Annotated in this window: 16 protein-coding genes, 1 tRNA gene and 1 riboswitch; of the genes, 11 read left to right on the forward strand and 6 right to left on the reverse strand. The window is 66.2% G+C overall.

Translation table 11 applies throughout. The features are described 5' to 3' along the window. The first annotated feature begins 23 nt into the window (after nt 1-23). The 3 genes from ACP7BH_RS01965 (at nt 24) to ACP7BH_RS01975 (ending at nt 3004) form a co-directional block, all read left to right on the forward strand. Nucleotides 24-725: a hfsB gene (locus ACP7BH_RS01965; RefSeq protein WP_425984167.1), complete on the forward strand. Its 702-nt coding sequence runs from the start codon at nt 24-26 to the stop codon at nt 723-725. A gap of 99 nt (nt 726-824) precedes the next feature. Continuing rightward, nucleotides 825-2489 (forward strand): FAD/NAD(P)-binding protein, encoded by a 1665-nt coding sequence (locus ACP7BH_RS01970; RefSeq protein ID WP_425984165.1) that lies wholly within the window; start codon nt 825-827, stop codon nt 2487-2489. 11 nt (nt 2490-2500) lie between these two features. Continuing rightward, nucleotides 2501-3004, forward strand: coding sequence for a DUF1543 domain-containing protein (locus tag ACP7BH_RS01975; protein WP_425984163.1), 504 nt, complete (start codon nt 2501-2503; stop codon nt 3002-3004). Nucleotides 3005-3012: 8 nt separating this feature from the next. Here ACP7BH_RS01975 and ACP7BH_RS01980 read toward each other — a convergent pair whose 3' ends face one another. The 4 genes from ACP7BH_RS01980 to ACP7BH_RS01995 are packed head-to-tail and all read right to left on the reverse strand — an operon-like array spanning nt 3013 to nt 7818. Then, nucleotides 3013-3945 carry a glycosyltransferase family 2 protein gene (locus tag ACP7BH_RS01980; RefSeq protein ID WP_425984161.1) on the reverse strand — a complete coding sequence of 311 codons (933 nt, stop codon included), beginning with the start codon at nt 3943-3945 and terminating at the stop codon, nt 3013-3015. Between the two features lie 2 nt (nt 3946-3947). Next, on the reverse strand, nt 3948-4880 hold the full coding sequence (locus tag ACP7BH_RS01985) for a glycosyltransferase family 2 protein (RefSeq protein ID WP_425984159.1): 933 nt from the start codon (nt 4878-4880) through the stop codon (nt 3948-3950). After that, a complete protein-coding gene (locus ACP7BH_RS01990; protein ID WP_425984158.1) occupies nt 4877-6337 on the reverse strand; it encodes a lipopolysaccharide biosynthesis protein in 1461 nt (486 codons plus the stop codon). Before ACP7BH_RS01990 ends, ACP7BH_RS01985 begins: the two co-directional genes overlap by 4 nt. Continuing rightward, on the reverse strand, nt 6334-7818 hold the full coding sequence (locus ACP7BH_RS01995; protein WP_425984156.1) for an exopolysaccharide biosynthesis polyprenyl glycosylphosphotransferase: 1485 nt from the start codon (nt 7816-7818) through the stop codon (nt 6334-6336). The genes ACP7BH_RS01990 and ACP7BH_RS01995 overlap by 4 nt, the downstream gene beginning before the upstream one ends. A 126-nt stretch (nt 7819-7944) precedes the next feature. Here ACP7BH_RS01995 and ACP7BH_RS02000 point away from each other — a divergent pair. Then, a tRNA-Ser gene (locus ACP7BH_RS02000) sits at nt 7945-8036 on the forward strand. A gap of 673 nt (nt 8037-8709) precedes the next feature. Here the strand turns inward: ACP7BH_RS02000 and ACP7BH_RS02005 are convergent. Both ACP7BH_RS02005 and ACP7BH_RS02010 read right to left on the reverse strand, forming a co-directional pair. Next, the gene (locus tag ACP7BH_RS02005) at nt 8710-10086 is read right to left on the reverse strand and encodes a sensor histidine kinase N-terminal domain-containing protein (protein WP_425984154.1); all 1377 of its coding nucleotides are present in this window, start codon (nt 10084-10086) and stop codon (nt 8710-8712) included. Then, complete coding sequence (locus tag ACP7BH_RS02010) at nt 10083-10745, reverse strand: response regulator transcription factor (RefSeq protein WP_346497299.1); 663 nt, start codon at nt 10743-10745, stop codon at nt 10083-10085. The genes ACP7BH_RS02005 and ACP7BH_RS02010 overlap by 4 nt, the downstream gene beginning before the upstream one ends. Before the next feature lie 56 nt (nt 10746-10801). Between ACP7BH_RS02010 and ACP7BH_RS02015 the strand changes: the two genes are divergently transcribed. The 7 genes from ACP7BH_RS02015 to ACP7BH_RS02045 all read left to right on the forward strand — a co-directional run bounded on the left by ACP7BH_RS02015 (nt 10802) and on the right by ACP7BH_RS02045 (nt 22863). Beyond that, a complete protein-coding gene (locus ACP7BH_RS02015) occupies nt 10802-11905 on the forward strand; it encodes an ABC transporter substrate-binding protein (protein ID WP_425984152.1) in 1104 nt (367 codons plus the stop codon). A 207-nt stretch (nt 11906-12112) separates the two neighbouring features. Continuing rightward, nucleotides 12113-12200: riboswitch (glycine riboswitch) on the forward strand. Between the two features lie 174 nt (nt 12201-12374). Continuing rightward, nucleotides 12375-15074: a TonB-dependent receptor domain-containing protein gene (locus ACP7BH_RS02020; RefSeq protein ID WP_425984150.1), complete on the forward strand. Its 2700-nt coding sequence runs from the start codon at nt 12375-12377 to the stop codon at nt 15072-15074. 90 nt (nt 15075-15164) lie between these two features. After that, the gene (locus ACP7BH_RS02025; RefSeq protein ID WP_425984148.1) at nt 15165-17105 is read left to right on the forward strand and encodes a S9 family peptidase; all 1941 of its coding nucleotides are present in this window, start codon (nt 15165-15167) and stop codon (nt 17103-17105) included. A 32-nt stretch (nt 17106-17137) separates the two neighbouring features. Beyond that, on the forward strand, nt 17138-18133 hold the full coding sequence (locus ACP7BH_RS02030; RefSeq protein WP_425984146.1) for an amidohydrolase family protein: 996 nt from the start codon (nt 17138-17140) through the stop codon (nt 18131-18133). Between the two features lie 85 nt (nt 18134-18218). Then, nucleotides 18219-18788, forward strand: a complete 570-nt coding sequence (locus tag ACP7BH_RS02035; protein ID WP_425984144.1) for an RNA polymerase sigma factor — start codon at nt 18219-18221, stop codon at nt 18786-18788. Continuing rightward, nucleotides 18785-19729: a FecR family protein gene (locus ACP7BH_RS02040; protein ID WP_425984142.1), complete on the forward strand. Its 945-nt coding sequence runs from the start codon at nt 18785-18787 to the stop codon at nt 19727-19729. Before ACP7BH_RS02035 ends, ACP7BH_RS02040 begins: the two co-directional genes overlap by 4 nt. A 104-nt stretch (nt 19730-19833) precedes the next feature. Next, nucleotides 19834-22863, forward strand: coding sequence for a TonB-dependent receptor (locus tag ACP7BH_RS02045; RefSeq protein ID WP_425984140.1), 3030 nt, complete (start codon nt 19834-19836; stop codon nt 22861-22863). The last annotated feature ends 54 nt before the right edge of the window (nt 22864-22917 follow it).

Here is a 22917-nt window from a genome sequence, read left to right on the forward strand (position 1 = left end):
TTAGGGAGCGCCTTGGCGATTCGATGGTCGATCTGACTTCAGAAATGGCGGGCCTTTGGGCGGCGCTGGGACCGGCGCCGGCGCATCGCGCACGCGTCATTCAGTTCGCCTCGGCCGCGACCGGCGAGGGCGTCTCGACCGTGGCGCGCGAATTCGCGCGTCTGGCGGCGGTGCGGGCGAGAAAGCCCGTCTGGCTGATCGACGGCGACCTGGCCCAGCAGGGACAGCTGGAGACCGTGTCGGCCGAGCCGGATCGGTTCGGCCAGGTCGGCAAGGCGGCGCAGGCCTCGCCCGACGGATCCAGCTTTTACGCCGTGACGCCGCGCGTGACGGGGCGCGACGGCAAGCCGGTGCCGGATTCGCGGTTGCTGACGGCGCGGTCGTGCCTGGGCGGACGGCTGTGGGTCACGCATTTCCACATGGAGGCGCTGCGGTCCGGGCACCGGGTCGAGGCGATCGGAGAGCCCCGCTACTGGGAGGCGCTGCGGCCCCATGCGGACACCATCGTCATCGACGCCCCGGCCGCCGACCGCAACGACATGGCGATCATCCTGGCGCCCTTCGTGGACATGACGGTGCTGGTGGTCGCGGCCGAGAGCACGGCGGCCAGCGCCCCGGTCATCCTGCGCGACGAGATCGAGGCCGTGGGCGGGCGGATCGCCGGGGTGGTGATGAACCGCTCGACCTACAAGCCGCCCAGCTTTTTGCAGCGGCTGACGGGCTGATCGTGTACGATTCCGCAAGTTCGCGTAGGAAATTAGTGGGTTGAGCTGAAAGCTGACCCATCTGCGGCGCCTTTGTGCGCGTCGCGCATTGTGGGGGCCATGACCACGTCAATCGCCTTCGTAGGAGCCGGGCCGACAACCCTCTATGCTCTGTACGCCCTTCTCGCGCAGGGCGCCGGTTTGGCGCGCATAACTGTCTTTGAGGCGAACAAGGTCGCCGGGTGCGGCAGTCCCTACAGTCCGGACTGGAACGATCGGGCGATGCTGTCCAACATCGCCAGTATTGAAATCCCCCCTCTGTACGACACTCTGGCGGACTGGCTTGGCGCACGGACGAGCGCCGAGCTTGAGGCGCTGGACATCGACCGCACTTCGCTGGACGAGCGCACTTTTGTGCCGCGCATCGCCCTGGGCCAGTATTTTGAAAGCCAGTTCGCGATCATGGTGGAACAGGCTCGGGCCGCCGGGGTCATGATCGACGTCAAGACGGGCTGTCGCGTCGTCGACGCCGCAAACAGAAAGGCGGGCGTGGAGTTGGCATTCATGTCCCCGCCCTCGCGGCGAACGACCAAGGCGGTGTTCGATCATGTCGTTCTGGCGACTGGTCATCAGTGGCCATCTCGCCAGCATGCCCAGCCCGGCTATTTTCTCAGCCCTTGGCCGGCTTCGGTCCTCGCGGACCTTCCAGCGACGACCGTCGGCATCCGTGGCTCGTCGCTGACAGCCATCGACACGGCGGTCGCACTGGCCACGTCGCATGGAGAGTTCGTTCACCGCGACGGACGGCTGGTTTATAAGGCGATGCCGGGGACGGACGGCTTTCACATCACCATGATGTCGCGCAAGGGCCTTCTGCCGGAGGCCGATTTCTTCTTCCCCTTGCCGCATCCGCCGCTTGAGCATTGCACCCCCGAGGCGGTCGCGGCCGCTGTGAACAGGGGCCCGGCGGGGCTGCTTGATGCGGTCTTCGACCTGTTTCGAAAGGAATTGATCCAGATCGATCCCGACTACGCCGCCGAGACAGGACTGCACCAAGCCACGCTTGAGACGTTCGCCGAGGCGTATTTCGCCCGACGCGCAGCGGTCGATCCCTTCGTTTGGGCCGCCGCCAACCTGAATGAGGCGCGGGCGAACCACGCGGCGCAAGTGACCGTGCCATGGCGCGACGCCATCCTTCGCATGCACGAGATCGTCGCCGTCATCGTCCCTCATCTGCACACAGGCGAGTTCGACCGTTTCAGCCGCGTGTTCAAACCGATCTTCGTCGATATCTATGCCGGCGTGCCGCATGAATCGATTGAGCGAATGTTGGCCCTGCACGCGGCGGGCAAGCTTGAGGTTCTGGCGGTCGGCGACGACTATGCGGTCGATACCCGTTGCCCCGAGGGCGGGGCGCGCGTGACGATCGATGGGGCGACCCGGCACTTCCCCGTCTTCATCGAGGCGACGGGACAGCCGGCCTTGAGCGGCATCCAGTTCCCGTTCTTGTCGCTGCTGGAACAGGGAATCGTCCGAGACGAGGTCGCGAATGACGCGCCCGATGTCGTCCGCGGAATCGCCGTCGATGACCTGTTCCGCCCGGTCAATGCTCCGCTGCCCATAGACCGACTGTTCTGTCTCAGCCTGCCCTTCCTGATGGGGCGCTATCCCTTCGCGCAAGGCATCACCAGTTCACACGAGATGGGTGGGATCGTCGGTCGGCGACTGGCGTTGATCCTGAATACCGCAAAGCCTGCGGTCGATCTCGCCGAAACGGCGGCCTGAAGCGAGGACTGATGAAACTGTTTGCGATCTACATCGGGGGCGAACATCCGGCCGCGAACATCGAGGTACACGACATGCGGTTCATCGCCGCCCCCTCTATCGAGGCGACGTATGAGACCTTGCTCGCCCAGTGGTGGGGGCGCGAGGGCACGCTGCACATCGATTGCTGGTCAGAGCTTTCGCAAGCCGACGGCTATGAGATCAGCCTTTTGCCGGAGCCCTACGACGGCAAGGAAAAACTCTATTACGTGAACCTCGGCGGCTATGACGGCGTGGCCTTTGCCGAGCAGCACCGGAACGTCTTCGTCGTCGCTGACAGCCTGGCTGCGGCCAAGGCGCGCGCCATCAAACAGTCGACAGGATGGACCGACGCGCATCGTGACGAAATGTACGAAGCAGAGCAGGCCTTTGCACTGGACGACGCCGCTCAGGCTGAACGGCTACATATTCACCTGAAGCCGAGCTTGATGACCGGAGACCCGAACTTCACCTGCCATTACACCCCGATCCGCTGATTCTGAGGTCAGGCTTCAGGGCGGCCGAGCATCGCTGAGCCATAGAGTTTTGGCTCGAATCCCTTGGTCCAGAAGACCTTGCCCAGGCCTCTGGCGCAGCGGTCGTAGGTGTGGGCGCGGTCGGGGCGACGCAGGAGGGCGGCCGCCAGCGACAGGGCGCCCCAGACGCCGGTCTGGGCCAGGCCGACCAGCATCCATTTGACGACGCCGGGCCAGTCGCGGCGGTCGGCGGCCATCTGGGTCGGGCTCTGGCCATAGGCGAAGGCGCGGGTGAGGGCGTAGTTCAGGGTGGCGCGGTGAGGCGGGGCGAACTCGTCCGCCCAAGCGTCGGCGGCCCAGCCGAACCGGCCGCCGCCCGCCGACAGGGCGGTAAACAGCCGGTCGTCCTCGCCCCCGGTCTCGTTCATGGCGACATCGAAGGGCGCGTCGCCGGGCAGGGCGGTCGCGCGCACCATCAGACTGTTGCCGCAGCCGTGGATTTCGTCGGTCAGGCCGGTCTCGCGCGGGCCGTCGCGGCCGAAGAACCGTTCCAGATAGGCGGTGGTCCAGCCGGTATTATCCGGCACGCGCCCGCGAATGGGGCCGAAGACGACATCGGCGCCGGTCTGGCCTTGCGCGTCCAGCAGGGCGGCGAGCCAGCCGGGCGAGGCGGCCTCGTCGTCGTCGAGGAAGGCGATCAGGGGCGCGTCGGTCGCCGACAGGCCGATGTTGCGTGCGGTGGCCACGCCGGGCACGGGGGAGTGGACGTAGGTCAGGGGGATGGGCGCCTCGGCGCGCAGGCGCTCGATCAGAGTGGCGGCGGACCCTTGCGGGTCGTTGTCGGCGATGACGACGGCGGCGACGCGGTCCAGCGATCCGGTCTGGGCGAAGACGGATCGCAGGGCGCGCTCCAGGCTGTCGGGGCGACGCAGGGTCGGGATGATGACGGCGACATCGCGCATGGTCAGACGGCGTCCGCATAGACGGCGGCGCGGTAGAGCCTGAGCGCAAAGGCGCGGGCCTTGACCGGCAGGACCGTCGTCAGGGCGGCCTGTTTCATCAGGCGGCGCGCGAGGGGCAGGGCGGGCAGGCGTTTCAGGGCGCGCGCGGCCTTGTAGCTGGGATAGGTCTGGACGATGGCGGGATGCAGGGCGACGACGCGGGCGAAGTTGCCAGCGCCCTGGTCGAACTTGCGCGCCAGGTCCTCGACGGTGTCCAGGCCCATGTGGGTGGCCGGATTGTCGATGTGGACGACGGGAAATCGGCGCGAGACGCGCATGGCCCATTCCACGTCTTCCCAGCCCCAGCCGCTGAAACCGGGATCGAAGGATTCGGCGGCGAAGACGTCGCGGCGCACCAGGAGGTTGGAGGTGTAGACGTATTTCTCGGGCGTCAGTGTGCGCTGGGACGCCGGCAGGCATTCCGAGGCGCCGGACAGGGCGCGGTGGACGGCGAACCGGGCGTCGGTCGGGGCCTGATCGAGAGAGAAGCCGCCGAAGGCCACGGCGGGTGCATCCTGGGCGAACAGGCGCAGCCAGGTCTGAAGGAAGACCGGGGTGTCGGGCCGCATGTCGCTGTCGAGGAACAGATAGGCCTCGCCCCGGGCGGCGGTGGTCAGCCGGTTTCGTCCCCTGGCCCGGCCCTCGTTGGCGGCCAGGGTGATCAGGCGGATGGGCAGTTGGAGACTGTCGATGGTCGCCTGAAGCCGGGCAGTCAGGTTGGCGTCGGCCGTGCCGTCGTCCAGCAGGATCAGCTCGACCGCGCCGGACAGAGCGGCACCCTCGGTGTCCAGTTGGCGCAGCAGGGCCTGGGGATCGTCGCGCAGGAAGGGGATCAGGACCGAGATCGTCGGCGTGGCCTGCGACCAGGCGACGTTGTCGTGGATGTGGGCGCTCATGCCGGCACGCTCCGGCGCGCGCGGATCAGGCGCAGCAGCACGTCGCGGACCCCTGCGGCGTTCAGGGTCAGGGCGACGACGGCATAGACGAGACCGCCCACGCCGGCGTCCAGCATCAACTCCACGAAGCCGCCGATGGGGGGCAGCAGCCAGACGACCCCGGCCATGACCGCCGACGCGATCCCGCAGCGGATCAACGCCTCCCAGGGCATGGGCAGGGCGATGGCGCGGCGGCTGAGCAGCAAGCAGGCGATCAGGCCGATAGCGAAGCTGGCGGCGGTGGAGACGGCCGCGCCGAGGACGCCCAGCCGAGGGATCAGAATCAGGTTCAAGCCGACGTTGCACAGCGCCGGGATGGCCATGGTGACCAGCAGCAGGCCGGTCTTCTTACCCAGGGTGAAGCCGAAGCCGAAGTAGTAGGCGATCATGCCGGACAGGAAGGACGAGGCCGCGATCCAGGGCGTGACCAGCGCAGCGGCGGCGCGCAGGTCCTGGCCGATCATCAGCTCCGCCATCGGCCGTGCGACCATCGACAGGCCGACGGCGGCGGGCAGGCCGATCAGGATCAGGGTCGATCCCTGCTCCAGCGCCGTGCGACGTAGGGCCTCGCGTCCCCCGCGCTCCAGCGCCATGACCATCGCCGGCGCCCCGGCCGCGCCCAGCCAGATGAAGATCACGTCCAGGGTGCGGTTCGCCAGGCTGTAGCTGGCGTGATAGGCGCCGACCGCCCCCGCATCCATGAAGGCGGCCAGCAGGAAACGATCCGTGGAGGCCAGCACCACGGCCAGCGTCAGCGACGCCGCTATCGGATAGCCGTAGGCGGCATAGGCCTTGAGCCGCGCCCGATCGACCGTTCCGCCGGTCGCCTGACGCAGTTCGCCGGGCAGGATGAAGGGCAGGGCGAACAGGGGGGCGATGGCCAGGCCCAGCAGGGGCGAGGCCGCGCCGGCTCCGGCGACGGCGAATCCGGCGCCGACCAGAAAGCCCAGAATGGAGACGCCGATGTCCACGCGGGCGGCCTTGGACACCTCGCCCGCCGCCCGGTACCGCTCCTGCGCCAGCTTGGCCAGGTTGCGCACCGGCGCGCCGGCCAGGCCGAAGGCGACAGCGATCTTGAGCGCAGGCGGCAGGGGCGCCAGCCACACCACCAGGGCGGCGATGGGGGTGAAGACGGCGATGATGGCGAAGGAGGTGCGGTACAGGCTGGCGAAATGCGTGGCCAGGCCCTGGGGCGTGCGTTCGGCCGCCCAGAAGCGCGCCATCGACGCCTCAAGCCAGCTGAAGGTCACGGTGTGGGCCAACGTCGTGACCGAAAAGGCCAGGGCGTAGTGGCCGAAGTCGTCGGGGCTGAGCAGGCGCGTGAAGACGAAGATGGTCAGGAACCCGACCACCCCCTGGACGATCTGGGCCGGCAGATAGCCCCAGACGCCGCGCCAGAACATGCGCTGTTCGCTCAACGCACGGCCGCCCGGTCGCCCAGCAGGACGGGGATGGTGACGGCGATGACCCACAGGTCCAGCCAGAAGGACTGGCGTTCGATATATTCGATGTCCAGCTGGACGCGCTCACGCACCTGGGCCTCGGTGTCCACGGGACCGCGCGAGCCCTTGATGGCGGCCCAGCCGGTCATGCCGGGCTTGATGCGGTGGCGATGGGCGTATTCGGCGACCAGCAGGGCGGATTCGGTCTCGCCGGTCTTCATGCCGATGGCGTGGGGGCGCGGGCCGACCAGGGACATCTCGCCCGACAGGACGTTGAAGATCTGGGGCAGCTCATCCAGGCTGGTGGCCCGGATGAAACGGCCGACGCGGGTGACGCGGTCGTCGCCGGGGCAGACCTGGCGGCTGGCGGTGGCGTCGGCGGCGTCATGACGCATCGAGCGGAACTTCCACACCACGATGGTCTCGTGATTGAAGCCGTGGCGACGCTGGCGGAAGAGGATCGGACCAGGGCTGTCCAGCCGCACCGCCAGGGCGACCAGGGCCATGACGGGGGCGGCGACCACCAGGGCGACCGCGCCGATCAGCAGGTCCTGCATCCGCTTGTTGAAGGCCCGACGATCCGGATCGGCCGGCCCGTCCAGCGACGCCAGCGGCGCATTGGCCAGCCGGTTCAGCACCCCGTCACGACCCAGTTCCGAATCGACCAGCACCGTCAGCGGATTGGGCAGAGCGTTCAGCCGCTGCGTCAGGTCGCGCACCCGTTGGCCCGCATTCGGATCGATGGCCAGGACGATCCGGTCCACATAGGGGGTCATCCGGTGGGTCAGCAGGGCGTTGGCGTCACCCAGAACCGGCACGCCGGCGACGCTGTCGGGCGAACGGGCCAGCCGATCGTCGAACACGCCCAGCACATTCATGTCGCGCCGCTCCAGCGCCCGCTCGATCAGGGTCTGGGCGTTACGCGTCGCGCCGACGATGACGATATTGGGCGACAGGGCGCCGAGACGCCGCCAGCGGGCGATCACCGCCAGCCACAGCCCATGCAGCACGATCAAGGCCGCCGTCGTCGTCAGCGCCCAGGGCGCGACGATGTCCAAGGCTGGTCGATCCAGCAGCCATCCCAGGATCAGGGCGACGCCGGCCGAGACCACTCCCACGCTCGCAACCCCGGCCAGATGCAGGGTCCAGGGCGTGTCGCGACCGAATCGATAAAGCTGTAGCGCCCGCATCGACACAAGGACCAGCACTGCGCCGCCGATGACGGGCGCGGCGTCGCCGACCGTGATGTCGGCCAGGCCCATGGGCTGGATCGCCAGGATCGCGCCCAAGGCCAGACCGACGACCACCAGCACATCGACGAGCCTGAAATAGTGGGCCGACAGCCGCACGGTCGACCGCTGGCGCGCATTCAGCCACACCTCGGGGCGGAACGGCCCACGCGCGGCGCGGCTCTTGGGCGGCGCGTCGGCGGCGAGAGTGGCGGGGCGGTCGAGCAAAGGGCGATCCAGAGGCGAAGAGCGGCCGCGATACTGCCGGTATCGCCTCTATGTCGCGTTAACGTGGACACTTTCGCCCGAACCGGATTGCGCGACGCATCAGCCTCCGCTATCGACGCCGTCGCAGGAGACGTGGCCGAGTGGCTGAAGGCAACGGTTTGCTAAATCGTCGTACCCCGTAAGGGGTACCGAGGGTTCGAATCCCTCCGTCTCCGCCACGCACCTTCAGCTGGATGTCTCCAAGCTCAACATCTTCCAAGAACCTCTGAAGCTGCCGCGGCTTAGGCTCGCCAGTCTGGGCTATTCACCCCCTCTAACCTCCGTGACTTCCCGCGTTCGCCGCAGAATGTCGGGCTGCGTCTCTGCGTGCCCGACTTGACCGACGATTTCCCTGCTAACAGGGAAATTTCGACGATTCTTGGAGGCGAGAATACAAACCGCCGTGGGCAAACGCCCACGACGGCTGAAGTCAAATCCTGCGACCCAAGCCGCATCAGGGAAATTGTCAGGGAATCATAGCGCCGAAGATTTCGCGCTACGCCGACAAGACGGTAGCGCTGACGTGATCATTACTTGGAGACAGGAAGCGGGTTTTCTTCACTTCGACGCCGATAATCGTGTAGTAGGGTCCAGCCCTGCTTCCAGCACTCTTTCGAGCAGCGTCGATGCAAGCGGCTGGGTCATGGTCGGGCTCAATTCTGAACGCTACAGCTTTCCGGTGGAACTCCTACGAGGGGACTGAGCCAATAAGCTTCAGTGATTGCGCCGCGTCCGGTCCTGGCGCTTTTCCGAAATGAGAGTGCAGGGCGATTTGCGCCTAAGCGGCATTTGCGGAGATGGGACCGGTCACTGAAATCCATTCAGCTTCGTCGAAAACTTAGGCCAATATCCTTAGGTAAGAAGTCGAAAGACAATCCCTCCAACCAGGCCAGATCTCTTCCCGCCGCGATTGCTCAAGTGAAACTGGGCGTCTTGGGCTTCAGCGAGAGTGTGAACGATCGCCAGGCCGAGGCCGGAGCCGGACGCTTGGGATGAGGCGGCGCGGAAGAAGCGGTCGGTAAGGTGGGGAAGCGTGGCTTCATCGACGCCTGGGCCGTGATCCCAGACGCAGATCGCACCCGTCGTTTGAACATGCACGATCACAGGCGGTGCGCCGTGGTGGAAGGCGTTGTCGATCAGGTTGAGGATCTGTTCGGTGATGAGGTCCTCGGCCCCGAGGACGGTGACCGGTTCGGCTGGAAGACGAAGACGCAGGGCGCCGTCAGGAAAGCTGCGGCGCTCACGGGCGGCCTGGCAGGCGCGGCGTGCGGCGCGGCCGAGGTCGGCGGAAGACTCGATGCGGGCGCCGTCGGCGCGGGCCGTGGACAGCAGTTGTCCGACGAGGCGCGTCATGCCGCTGACGGCGTCGCGAGAATCGGCGAGCAACCTTCTCTCCTGATCCGTCCAGGGACGGGAAGAGCCTGCGAGGAGTTCGAGATTGGCGGACACCACCGACAGCGGCGTGCGCAGCTGATGCGAGGCGTCGGCTGCGAACCGCTGAATGCCTGAGGTCGAGGTCTCCAGCCGCGCGAGCAGATGGTTGAAGGCGTTCAGAACCGGCCAGAACTCGCGCGGGGCCAGATCGACATTGGTCGGGGCGAAGTCGGCCGAGGGGCTGGGGCGGCGCGTCAGATCGTCGATCAGACGTTTGAGCGAGTTCAGGCCCCATTGCAGGGCAGGCCAGATCAGAAGGGCGGCTAGCACGACCAGAAGGCCGGGAAGGAGCAGCATGCTGCGGTAAAGCTCGCGCAGACTGGCGCGGCGGGAGTCCAAACTTTGGGCGACCGAGACGCGGATGGGGGCGTCGCGGCCAGGGATGATCAGGGTCTGTTGCGCCATCCGCACCGAAACGCCCCGGACCGACAGGTCTGCGAAGACCGGGCGGTCCGCCTGGGCCTGAGCGAGGTTGGGCAGTTCTGAATAGCCAGTGACGAGCCGGTCGCCTTCGCTGACGCTGTAGAAGACGGCGTCACGCTCGGGGCCGTCCAGCAGGGCAAGCGCCCAGGGTTCCACGTTCACGGTGATGCGGTCATCCGCGACCGACACGGTCTCGCGGATCGTTTGCAGCGCGCCGGCCAGCAACCGGTCCGCATTGTTCGCCACCACCCGCTGGGCCGTCCAGGCGCCGACCGCCAGGACGACGACGGCGAAGATCGCCAGCGGAACCACCTGTGCGATCAACAGGCGTGTGACCAGGCTGTGGGAACGGGCAGGCCGGGCGCGGCTCATGGATCGAGGCGATACCCGCGACCACGGATGTTGGTCACGGCGGGGCCGTCGGGCTGAAGCTTGCGACGCAGCCGTCCGACGTGGATTTCCAGCGCATTGAGGGACGGCGCCTCGTCCTGCGGGAAGACCTCGGCGGCCAGCAGGTCGCGGTCCACCACCTGTCCCGGCCGGGACGCAAGGACGCGCAGGGCGGCCCATTCGCGGGGGCGCAGAGCAAGGTCTCGGTCGTTGACCAAGGCGCGCCCGGTGCGCCAGTCGCAGAAGAGGGTTCCGACCACGACCGCGCCGGCGGCCTGTCCCTGACGCCGGCGCACGATGGCGCGCAGGCGCGCGACCAGTTCCGACGGAGCGAACGGCTTGACCAGATAGTCGTCGGCCCCGAGGTCCAGGCCCGCGACGCGGTCGCCGAGCGCGTCGCGCGCCGTCAGCATCAGAACCGGCGTCGACGATCCTCGACGCCTCAGGGTTCTGAGCACTTCGAAGCCGTCGATGTCGGGCAGGCCGATGTCCAGGATGGCGGCGTCGAAGACCTCTGCGCTCTCCAGCTGCAAGGCCTGTTCGCCGCTGTCGATACAGCTTGCCTCGAAGCCCGCCTCATGAAGACTGGCTTCAAGCGAATGCCGCAGCGCCTTGTCATCTTCGACGACGAGTATTCTCATGGCGACGGAACGGGGCGACGGATCATGCGCGACACCATAGCCAGAAAGCCGGAGCGGTGAAGACGGATCGACGACATCTGCTGATGGGGCTGGCGGGAGGCATGGCCGGATTGGGCGCCGCCGCCTGTTCGTCGGAACCGGAGGGGGCGGGCACGGCGCAGCGTGTGCGCTGGCTGGCGCGTCGCGAAGGGGCGCTGCACATCCTGACCAACACCAGCCTTATGGGGCCGGTGCTGGAGGCCTTTCGTCGTCGCTGGCCCGGGATCAGCGTGCGTCTCGAAGACATAAACTCCACGCGGATCGCCGAACAGGTTCGCGCGCTGGCGGATACGGGGCAGGACGGGCCGGATCTGGTCTGGAGCACGGCGATGGACGTGCAGGTCAAGCTGATCAACGACGGCTATGCCCAGGCCTACAAGTCCCCGCATCGGGCGGCGATGCCCGATGGGTCGGTGTGGCGCGACCAGGGGTATGGGCTGACCGCCGAGCCGATCGTGTTCGCCTACAACAAGGGCCAGCTTGCGGGCGATGTCGTGCCCCGCAGTCACGCGGATCTGCTGCGGTTGCTCAGGACGCGGCCTGACGTCTTCGACGGACGCGTCACTCTCTATGATGCGGAACGCAGCGGCGTGGCCCTGATGCAGTTGTCGGCGGACGTGCAGATCTATCCCGACGCCTGGCCGTTGATGGAGGCGCTGGGCGCGCAGCGTCCGCGACTGGACACCTCGGGGCAGAGGATGATGGCCCAGATCGCCGATGGGCGGATGGTGTTCGCCTACAATATGAACCGATCCTACGGCGAGTCCTGGGCCGAGCGTGTTCCCCAGATCGGACTGATCACGCCTGACGACTATCATCTGTCCGTGTCCCGGGTGGCCTTCATTCCCCGCAACGCCGCGCACCCGAATGCGGCGCGACTGTTCCTGGACTTTCTGCTGTCGCGCGAAGGCCAGCGGGTGATCGGCGCGCTGGGTGTCCGGCCGGTGCGCGACGATGTCGATGCGCCCATACGTCCCGCTTCGCCCGGCGTTCGGCCTATCCGTGTGGGGCCGGCCCTGCTGGCCAATCTGGATCAGGCGCGCCGTGCGACCCTGCTGACGCGCTGGGACACAGCGATGCGTTCTGGCGTCAGGGCGCCCTCGGATCCTGCAGCGCCCTGAGCGTTCCTGTGGATAAGTCCACAAAGTCCGAAACCCGCCTTTCTGTCACGCCGCCGTCACTGCCGCATGAGCCGCCGTTCGAGCGCGGCCATAAACGATGCGCGCCGATCTGGAAGAGCAATGAAATGCGAACCTGGCGCTTATTGCCGCAATAAAATTGCGGTTTTCACGTATTTGACACCAGGCGCGGGGTCGATCTTACTCAGCTTCAGCAAGGCGGGAGAAATCGGCTCCGGCCGACGCCGAAGGCGCAACCGCCCCGGAAACGCTCAGGCAAACGGACCGTCTTGCTGAAGGAACGCTGGAGAGAAGGACGGGTCCGGGGGATCCGCCCTCGCCGAAGGAGAAACGGGTCGCAAGGCCCCGAAGCTCTCAGGCCTGATGACAGCGGGGGCGAAACGACGCCGCAGAGCGTCGCTCGCGTCAGACACCCCTGGGGAGGGGCGTCATCTTTATGAGGACCATCGCCTTGTCTCGTCTCAACCGCCATCTGACCACCTGCTGCAGCGCCATCGCCCTTCTGTCGTGCGCCGGGATCGCTCACGCACAGGACGCCCAAACCGCTCAAGAGGCCGCCGCCTCGGTGGACGACATCGTCGTCACCGCGTCCCGGATCGACCGGGCCGGCTTCCAGGCGCCCACGCCCACCATCCATCTGACGGCCGAGGATCTTTCGGTCGGCGCGCGCCAGAACATCGCCGCCGCGCTGAACGACATGCCTCAGTTCAAGGCCAGCAGCTCGCCCCAGACGACCGGCACCAACACCGGCGCCGGCAATGCGCCGGTCGATCTGCGCGGCCTGGGGATCAACCGCACGCTGGTCCTGATCGACGGGCGACGGGTGTCGAGCGAGAACGACCTCAACAGCATTCCGTCCGTTCTGGTGAAGAGCGTCGACGTCGTCACCGGCGGTGCATCCGCAGCCTGGGGTTCGGGCGCCGTCGCCGGCGTTGTGAACATCGGCATCGACCGCTTCTTCACCGGCGGCAAGCTGGGCGCCGAATACGGCATCTCTTCCTTCGACGACGCCGAGCAACAGCGGTTCGAAGCCGCATGGGGCACGCCTTTCGCGAACGGCCGCGGTCATTTCGTGATCGGCGGCGAATATCTGGACAATGACGGCGTCGTTCCCAAGACCTCGCGTCCGGCCATCGGTCGCTGGGCTCAGGTCTCGAACGGCGCAGGCGCGTTTGTCACCGTTCCCAACGTCGGCTTCTCCAACGCGGCCTACGGCGGTCTGATCATGTCCGGCGTGAATGCTGGCAAGGTGTTCAATCCCGACGGCACGCTGCGCGCCTTCAACTATGGCACGGTGGTCGGCACGAATACGGTCGGCGGCGAGGGGCCGTCGAACGACGACCTCAGCCCCCTGGTCACGCCCCAGCGGCGTTACGCCGGTCTGGCCAGCGCCACCTACGAGCTTTCCGACAAGCTGCGGCTGACGGCCGACGTTCGTCACTCGCGGATGTGGAACAACTACATCTGGTTCGGCGATCACAACCGCGGCAATCTGACGATCAAGAACGACAACGCCTTCCTGTCTGCGGCGATCAAGCAGCAGATGGCGGCGGCGAGTCAGACCTCCTTCACCATGGGCCGCTTCAACTCCGACCTGTCCTATTCGACGATCGATTTCGAGCGGGTCACGACCCAGGCGACCATCGCCCTGGACGGCGAGTTCGGCGACAACTGGCGCTGGGGCGCCTACTACAGCCATGGCGAATACGAGAACAATATCGACACGCCGGGCTTCCTGCTGACCACCAACTACGCCCAGGCGGTCGACTCGGTCATCAGCCCCGTGACGGGGCAGGCCGTCTGCCGCGTGACCCTGACCAACGCCAACTCCGGCTGCGTGCCGATCAACCTGTTCGGCCTGGGCGCACCGTCACAGGAAGCCATCGACTATGTCACCGGCACGCCGCAACAACGGACCACGACGAAGCTGGACGTCGCCGGCGTCAGCCTGCGCGGCGAGCCCTTCAGCCTGCCTGCGGGGGACGTCTCGATCGCCGTCGGTCTGGAGGCCCGCAAGGAGCAGACCGATCAGCGCGTCGGTGAGCTGGATGCGGCCAAGGCGTTCCAGACCTTCAGCTTCTCGGCCATGTCGGGCGAGTTCACCGTCAAGGAAGCCTTCGGCGAAATCTTGGTGCCGATCGTTCGCGACCTGCCGGTGCTGAACAATCTGGAATTCAACGCTGCGGCCCGCATATCGGACTACGACACCACGGGCTCGATCTGGTCGTGGAAGGTCGGCGCGACCAACGAGTTCTTCCCAGGTTTCCGCGGGCGCATCACCCAGTCGCGCGACATCCGGTCGGCGAACCTGGCCGAACTCTACACCACCACCACGACCGGCTATAACAACATCAACGACCCCTTGAAGGGCCAGACCGTCTACACGCTGAACAACGGCGGTGGTAACCCGAACTTGGCGCCGGAAACGGCGGACACCCTGACGCTGGGACTGACCTATTCGCCTCCGTCGATCCCCGGCCTGAACATGTCGGTCGACTACTACAACATCAAGATCGACGACGTGATCACGACGATCGCGCCTCAGGATCTGGTCAGCCGCTGCTTCAACGGCAACACCGCCCTGTGCGCCAATGTCGATCGCGACGCCTCGGGCAATCTGATCCGCACGCGGTCCACCTATGTGAACCTGGCCGAGTATCACACCGACGGCATCGACGCCGAAGTCTCCTATTCGTCCCCGGCGGACCTGTGGGTTCCGGGCGCGACCGGACGGGTACAGATGCGCCTTGTCGGAACCTGGGTGAACAGCCTGACGACGGACGACGGCATCTCCGAGATCGAATACGTCAAGTCGCAGGGCTACGCCTTCGGCCTGGGCGTGCCGGAACTGCGGGTCAACGCCAGCCTGGGCTGGCAGGGCGAGGTGTTCGGCGCAAACCTGCGCGCCCGCTACATCTCGGAGGGCGTCTACAACAGCACCGTCAAGATCGTGAACAACGACATCGACGCCTTCACCTATGTCGATCTGGGGCTGACGGCCGATCTGGCCCATTACGGCGCCGACGGCGTTGAGCTTTACGCCAATGCGACCAACCTGTTCGACAAGTCGCCGCCGGATGGGTCGCTCTTCTCTCCGTACTACGACGTCGTCGGTCGGTACGTCACGGTCGGCGCGCGTTACCGCTTCTAGTTCGGGTAGTGCGTGCCCGGTCGCCGGCTTCGTTCTCCCGATCGGGAGCCGGCGACCCCTTCTTCTTTCCCCCAGTTCACGGTCTGAATGATGATCTCTCGTCTCCCGCTGGCCCTTGCGCTCGCCCTTTCCGCAGCGCCCGCCGCCTTCGCCGAAGCGCCCAAGCCGGCCGCGATCGTGGCCGATGGACTGCCGGCGGTGCCGGACGATCTGGTCGCTGCGACCCAGCCCTATCTGCAGGCGCGTCGCGCCGCCTTCATGGGGTGGAACGCCGCAGACCGGTCCATGCTGGTCAAGACCCGGTTCGGCGCCACGGACCAACTCCACGTCGTGGCGTCGCCCGACGGCGCCCGGACCCAGATCAGCTTCGAGGCGGAGCCGATCGTGGGCGGCGCGTTGTCGCCTTCCGGCCAGACCCTGCTGGTCCAAAAGGACAATGGCGGGGATGAGTTCTATCAGCTCTACACCCTGTCCGGCGGCCGGCTGAATCGCATCACCGACGGCAAGAGCCGCAACTGGTTCGGCGCCTGGAGCCCGGACGGTAAACGTGTCGGCTATGCCTCGTCGCGCCGCAACGGCGCCGACATGGACCTCTATGTCGTCGATCCCGCCGACCCCTCGACCGACCGTCTGGTGGCGCAGGTTTCGGGCGGCGGCTGGAACATCGCCGACTTCTCCAAGGATGGGGCCAAGGCCCTGGTTCTGAACCGGATGTCGATCAACAACGCCGTGGTCTATGAGCTGGACCTGGCGTCCGGCCGCATGACCCCGCTGACGGATCCGGCGGCGCAGGTTTCTTATGTCGATCCCAAATATGCGGCCGACGGCACGGTCTGGGCGACGTCCAACAAGGACAGCGACTTCCTGCGCCTGGGGCAGATCGGGCAGGGCGGGTTCGTCCCCGTCAGCACCGAGGCGCGATGGGATGTCAGCGATTACGCCCTGGCGCCGGACGGCAGCTTCATCGCCTATGCGGTGAACGAGGCGGGCGTCTCGCGGCTCAAGGTCATGGATGTCGCCACGGGCGCCGTGCGCGTCGTCACGGGCCTGCCGGAGGGCGTCATCCCCTACAGCATCGGCCCCGCCATCGACATAGCCCCCTGGGGCGCGATCGGGCTGAGCCTGTCCTCCGCCCGCGTGTCGGGAGACGCCTTCTCCATCGATCCGACCACATTGGCGGTCACCCAGTGGACCCACAGCGAGACCGGCGGCCTGGACCCCGCGATCAACATCGAACCCAAGCTGGTGGAGGTGAAGAGCTTCGACGGCGAGACCGTGTCCGGCTTCCTCTATCAGCCCGATCCGGCCAAATTCCCCGGCAAGCGCCCCCTGATCGTCGATATCCACGGCGGCCCGGAAGGCCAGACCCGTCCCGATTTCCTGGGCTCTCAGAACTATCTGCTGAACGAACTGGGCGTGGCGATCTTCTTCCCCAACGTGCGCGGGTCGTCGGGTTACGGCACGCGTTTCGTTAACCTGGACAACGGCCCGTTCCAGCGCGAGAATTCGGTCAAGGACATCGGCGCCTTCCTCGACGCGCTGGAGGTCAACCCTGAGCTGGACGCCTCGCGGTTCGCCGTGACCGGCGTCTCGTACGGCGGCTATATGTGCTACGCCACGGCGGTGCATTACAGCGACCGGCTGAAGGGGGCGAACTGCTACGTCGCCATCTCCAACTTCGTCACCTTCCTGGAAAACACCCAGTCCTATCGCCGCGACCTGCGACGCGTGGAATACGGCGACGAGCGTGATCCGGCCCAGCGCGCGCAACTTCAGGCGATCTCGCCACTGACCAGCGTGGACAAGATCACCATTCCGCTGCTGGTCGCCACAGGCGGCAATGACCCCCGTGTGCCGGCGTCCGAAGCCGACCAGATCGTCAGCGCGGTCCGCAGCAACGGCGGCACGGCCTGGCACCTGCTGGCGCAGAACGAGGGTCACGGTTTCCACAAGAAGGAGAACGAGGACTACTATTTCTGGACCAGCCTGTTGTTCTGGAAACAGACGCTGCTGGGCGACGCCGCGCGCTGAGCCCCCCCCGGGCGCGTTTCAGAAATCTATCCATGACCTTCAGAAGCATCGTCGCGGCGAGCGCGGTTTCGGCCGCGCTGCTTGCGGCGCCCGCGATGGCGCAGACCCGCACGCCCGTTCGAACCGACCATCACGTCCACGTCCATTCGCCCGCCATTCTGGAGATATTGCCGGCCTATTGCAGCAGTCCGGGACGGCTCGGCGCCTGCGACCCGGCCTTCGTCAAACCGCTGACAGCCGATGCTCTGCTGGCGGATATGGACGAAGCGGGGGTGCAAACGGCCTGGATGATGTCCAAGGCCTATCTGGCTGAAAGCCCGATGATGGTTCCCCCGCTGGCCGACGCCGCGACGCGGGTTCACGACGCCAACGCCTTCACCGTGGCCACGGCGGCGGCGCACCCGGGGCGACTGGTCGCCTTCGTGTCGGTCAACCCGCTGGCGTCCGATGCTCTGGCTGAGATCGAAGCGTGGAGGGACGCGCCCTTCGCCGACGGATTGAAGGTGCACCTGACCAACTCGGGCGTTGATCTGCGCAATCCCGACCACGTGCGTCGCCTGGCTGACGTCTTCGACGCCGCGTCGGACGCTCGGCTGACCATCATGATCCACATGCGCACCCGGGCAGAGGACTATGGCGCGCCCGACGTTCGCATCTTCGTCCAACAGGTTCTGCCCCACGCCCGCAACGTCCCCGTCGTCATCGCCCATTCCGGCGGCTGGGGCGGCCTGGACGCGAACACCTGGGACGCGCTGGAGGCGTTTCGATACGTCCTGGCGGACCGGCCTGACACATTCCCCAACCTCTACTTCGACCTGGCCCAGGTTTTCGACGCCGATACGTCGCCGGAAAACCGGGCGCGACTGGTCGAGGTCATGAGAAGCATCGACGTCGAGCGTTTCGCGCCAGGTTCCGACTGGCCCTTCTCCGGGTCTTTGGACGGCTATCTGAACGACGCGATGGGGTCTTTGCCGCTGTCGTCACGGGAAGCGGCTGCCCTGCGGCAAAGACGCGTCGCGGTGAGATAGCGAGCCGAATGGCGTCCGCAGCCTCGACGCTTTGACGGAAAGTTCGTCCGCGCGCATCGTGCTCCCAACGGGGGAGCGACGGTAGGTGCAAGGCGGCGGGGAATCGGAACGGGCGCGGGTGCGCTGGTTGGCGCAGGAAATCCTGCCCCATGAGCAGGACGTTCGTGTCTGGTTGAAGCGTTCGCTCGTCACGTCCAACGATGTCGATGACGTCGTTCAGGAAGCCTATTGCCGACTGGCGAACCTCAAGGCGGTCGAACAGATCGAAAGCCCGCGGGCCTATTTCTTTCAGACCGCGCGGTCCGTGGTGCTGGAGCAGATGCGGCGCGCCCGGATCGTGCGGATCGACGCCGTGACGGAAATCGACGCCCTGCGCATCGAGTGGGACGAACCGTCGCCCGAGCGTATCGCCGGGGGGCGCAAGGAACTCGAACGCGTAATGAAGATCGTCGCCACATTGCCGGAACGCAGCCGGCGCATCTTCGAGATGCGCCGGATCATGGGGCTGTCGCAAAAGGAAATCGCGGTTCAGCTGGGCGTGACCGAAAACGTGGTCGAGAACGAAGCCGCGCGGGGGCTGAAGGCAGTTTTGGCCGGCCTGGCGAAGGCGGATTCCCAAATCCATGCGTCGTCGAGCGGGGAGCGGCGCGCATGAGCCGGGAAATCTCGACCGAAATCGACGCCGTCGCCGCTGATTGGGCCGCTCGGCTTGACGTGGGCGCGTTGGGCGCTGCGGATCAGATCGCACTGAACGACTGGCTCGCAGGCGACAGCCGTCGTCAGGGCGCCTTGTGGCGGGCGCGGGCGGTCATGACCTTGATGGTCGATCCCGTGTCGGAGGCGAAGGGGCGCCAGACGCCGGCAAAGCTCGACCGCCGCATCCTGTTGGGCGGTTTTGGCCTGGCGGCGGCGGTCGCCGCCGGCGTCGTGCTGACGCCGGTCTTGTCGCGACAGCGTTATCGCACCCTGGTGGGGGAGATCCGCCGGGTGCCGTTGGCGGACGGGTCGATGGCGGCGATCAATACCGATACGACGCTGGATATCCGCTTCCAGAAGGCCGAGCGCGCCGTGACGCTGGACCACGGCGAGGCCTGGTTCCAGGTCGCAAAAGATCGGGCGCGTCCGTTCGTCGTGGCGGCGGGCGACATTCGGGTTCAGGCGGTCGGCACCGCCTTCTCCGTCCGCCGCAAGGCCGGCGGGGCCGAGGTTCGGGTGACCGAAGGCGTGGTGGAGGTCTGGAGCGACAAGGGCGCCGAAGGACTGCGTCGCCGCGTCGTGGCCGGCGAACAGGTCTTCGTCAGCGATCAGGCCGGCGCCTCCAGCCCGGTCAAGCGTCCGTTGGAGATGGAGCGCGCGCTGTCGTGGCGGGATGGCCAGATCGTCCTGGACGGCGACACAATCGCCGCCGCCGCCGCCGAGTTCAATCGCTACAACAGCCGCAAAATCGTGATCGTCGATCCCGATCTGGAAGGCCGCACAGTGGTCGGCTGGTTCCGCACCAACGAGCCGGAGAGCTTCGCCGAGGCCGTCGGCGTCGCCCATGGTGCAGGGGTGACGGTCGGAAATGACGTCATCATGCTGGGTGGAGCGAAATAAATCTTTTGATCCGGCGACGGAAAGTCGATCGCCGGACATCGAGACTCTTGGAACCCTCGCAGAAGGGTCCGGGAACCAGGAAACAGAAAAGGGAGGGCCGACGCATGGCCATGTCGCGAAACCAAGGCGCGAGGGCGTCGCTGATGATCGCCGTCAGCACGATGGCTCTGGCCGGCGCTGGCGCCGCCCAGGCGCAAGACAGGCAGTTCAATGTTCCGGCGCAACCCGCCTCGACCGGCGTGGCCGCATTTGCACGTCAGGCCGATCTGCAGGTTCTGGCTTCGACGGATGCGGTCGCCGGACAACGGACCGCCGCCGTGCAGGGCGTCTATTCCGTCAATCAGGGCCTGAACCAGCTTCTGCAGGGCAGCAATCTTGTCGTGGCGTCCAACAACGGACGTACGGCCGTTCTCGCCGGTGCGACCGTCGCGCCGCAGACCGCCGCTCAGGGGAGCGAGGTCGAGGATCAGGCCGACGAAGTCGAAACTATCGTGGTAACCGGTTTCCGCGCTTCGTTGGGCAGTGCGCTGACGGCCAAGCGTCGGGCAAACGGCGTCGTCGATGTGATCAAGGCCGAGGACATGGCCGACTTCCCCGACGCCAATCTGGCCGAGTCCATCCAACGGGTGCCGGGCGTCTCCATCGCGCGCGACGCCGGCGAAGGCCGTCAGATCACGGTGCGGGGTCTGGGACCGCAGTTCACGCGTGTCCGCATCAATGGCGTCGAGGGTCAGAGCACGGCGTCGGGCACCGACAGTTCGGGCGGCGCGAACCGCAATCGCGCGTTCGACTTCAACGTCTTTGCGTCCGAGCTTTTCAACAGCATCACCGTGCGCAAGACCGCCTCGGCCGAGACCGAAGAAGGTTCGCTGGGCGCGACGGTCGATCTGCAGACCGGGCGACCCTTCGACTATGCCGGCGCCAATCTCGTGCTGTCGGGCCAGTACGGCTACAACGACCTGTCGCGCAAATGGGACCCCAGGTTCGCCGCGCTCGCCAGCAACACCTGGATGGACGGCCGGCTCGGCGCACTCGTGTCGGTCGCCTACACCAAGCGTCAGTTGTTGGAAGAAGGCCACGGCTCCGGCGGCTGGCTGAACGGCACGGAGGCCGGCGGTTACAATCCCGCGTCGCCCTTTGCCGATGCGAGGCGGGCCGATGTCTATACGCCGCGCTTCCCGCGCTACGGCCGGCTCACCCATGATCAGGAGCGTCTCGGCCTGACCGGTTCAGTACAGTTCCGCCCGCAGGAACAGACGCTGATCAACCTCGATCTGCTCTATTCCGACTTCAAGGCGACGCGTCAGGAGAACTGGCTGGAGGCCCTGTCCTTCGCCCGTAACGCGTCCCAGGGCGGACGGCCGGAAATCATCGTGCGCGACGGCGTCATCGATGCGAACGGGGACATGGTCTATGGCCTGTTCGACGACGTCGATGTGGAGACCGAGACTCGCTACGACGAGCTGGACACCAAATACACCCAAGGCACGCTGAGCATCGAACATGCGTTCAGCGACCGGTTCCGCGTCAAGGGGCTGATCGGCTATTCCAAGTCCGACTTCGACAATCCGATCCAGACGACGGTGATCCTGAATCGTGAGAATTCGGACAACTACTTCTACGACTATCGGCAGAACCGCGACGCGCCGCTGATCGGCTTCGGCTACGATGTCACCGACCCGCTGGCCTATAATTTCGGAGCCGCGCGTTCGGAGATCCGCCTGCGTCCGCAGGGCGTGACGAACACGATCAAGACGGCGCAGCTCGACGGAGGCTTTGACCTGACGCCGTCGCTGACGCTGAAGGCCGGGGTGAACTACAAGGAATACGAGTTCGATTCCTGGGCTCTGGCGCGCGTCAACGAGGGCGTGGTGCCCCAACTGCCCGCAGGTGTGACCCTGGCAAGCCTGACCGAGTTGGTCAGCGGCTTCGGACGCAATCTGGGTGCGCCGGACGGCACTGTGACCAACTGGATCGCGCCGAACCTCAACGCCTTTGCGGACCTGTTCAACATATACAGCGGCACGGGTCTGTTCGAACTGAGCGGCGCATCGAACGCCAATGCGCGGGGCAACATCCGCAATGTGACCGAGAAGGATACGGCCGCCTATCTGCAACTGGACTTCGATACGGAGCTCGGCGGTATTCCGGTGCGTGGCGACATCGGCGTTCGCTATGTGAAAACCAAGCAAAGCTCGACCGGCTATCAACTTGTCGCCGGCGCCGCACAGCAGACGACGGTCGATCGCGACTATGACGACGTGCTGCCGGCACTGAACCTGACGGCCGAGGTCACGCCGGACTTCCTGCTGCGCTTCGGTGCGGCCAAGGTCATGACGCGTCCCAATCTCGGCAGCGTAACGCCGGGCGGAAGCCTCAGCACGGTCGGCGTGTTCAGCGTCAGTTCGGGCAATCCGTACTTGGATCCCATTCGCGCCACGACCTACGACCTGTCGGCCGAATGGTATTTCGCCCCGGACGCTCTGCTGTCCGTCGGGCTCTTCTACAAGGACATCGAAAGCTACATCCAGACCTCGCGGATCTCGCAGCCGTTCAATCAGTCAGGCCTGTCGCCGGACTTGCTCAACGGCCTGGGCGTGTCGCCCAGCGATGTCTTCCTGTTCAGCCAGCCGGTCAATACGGAGGGCGGGCCGCTGAAGGGGATCGAGATCAGCTATCAGCAGCCGTTCACCTTCCTGCCTGGGCCGTTCGACAATCTCGGCGCCATTTTCAACGTCACCCTGGTGGATTCGAAGATCAGCTACATCTCGTCGCGGTCTCCGTCGGGCTTCGTCGAAAACGACCTGCTCGGCCTGTCGAAGACCGCCTACAACGCCACCCTCTATTATGAGGACGACCGGTTCAGCGCCCGTGTGTCGGCCGCCTATCGCGATCGCTATCTGACGGCGGTGCCCAGCGGCACCAGCACCAATGATATCGACGGGGTGCGCGAGATCGTGACGGTGGACGCCTCGGCCTCCTACGCCCTGACCGATCGCATCAAGGTGACGTTCGAAGGGTTGAACCTGACCGACGCCGTCAACGAGCAGTACACCGACAGCCGCCGCGACAGCATCTACATCTATTCGCACACGGGGCGGCAGTACAACTTCGGCGTCCGCTACACTTTCTAAGATACTTCCAACTCCCCCCAAGGAGACCTGGCGCTGACCGGTTCGCCGGTCGGC

It is taken from the genome of Brevundimonas sp. TWP2-1 (assembly GCF_049897645.1).
Lineage (GTDB): Bacteria > Pseudomonadota > Alphaproteobacteria > Caulobacterales > Caulobacteraceae > Brevundimonas.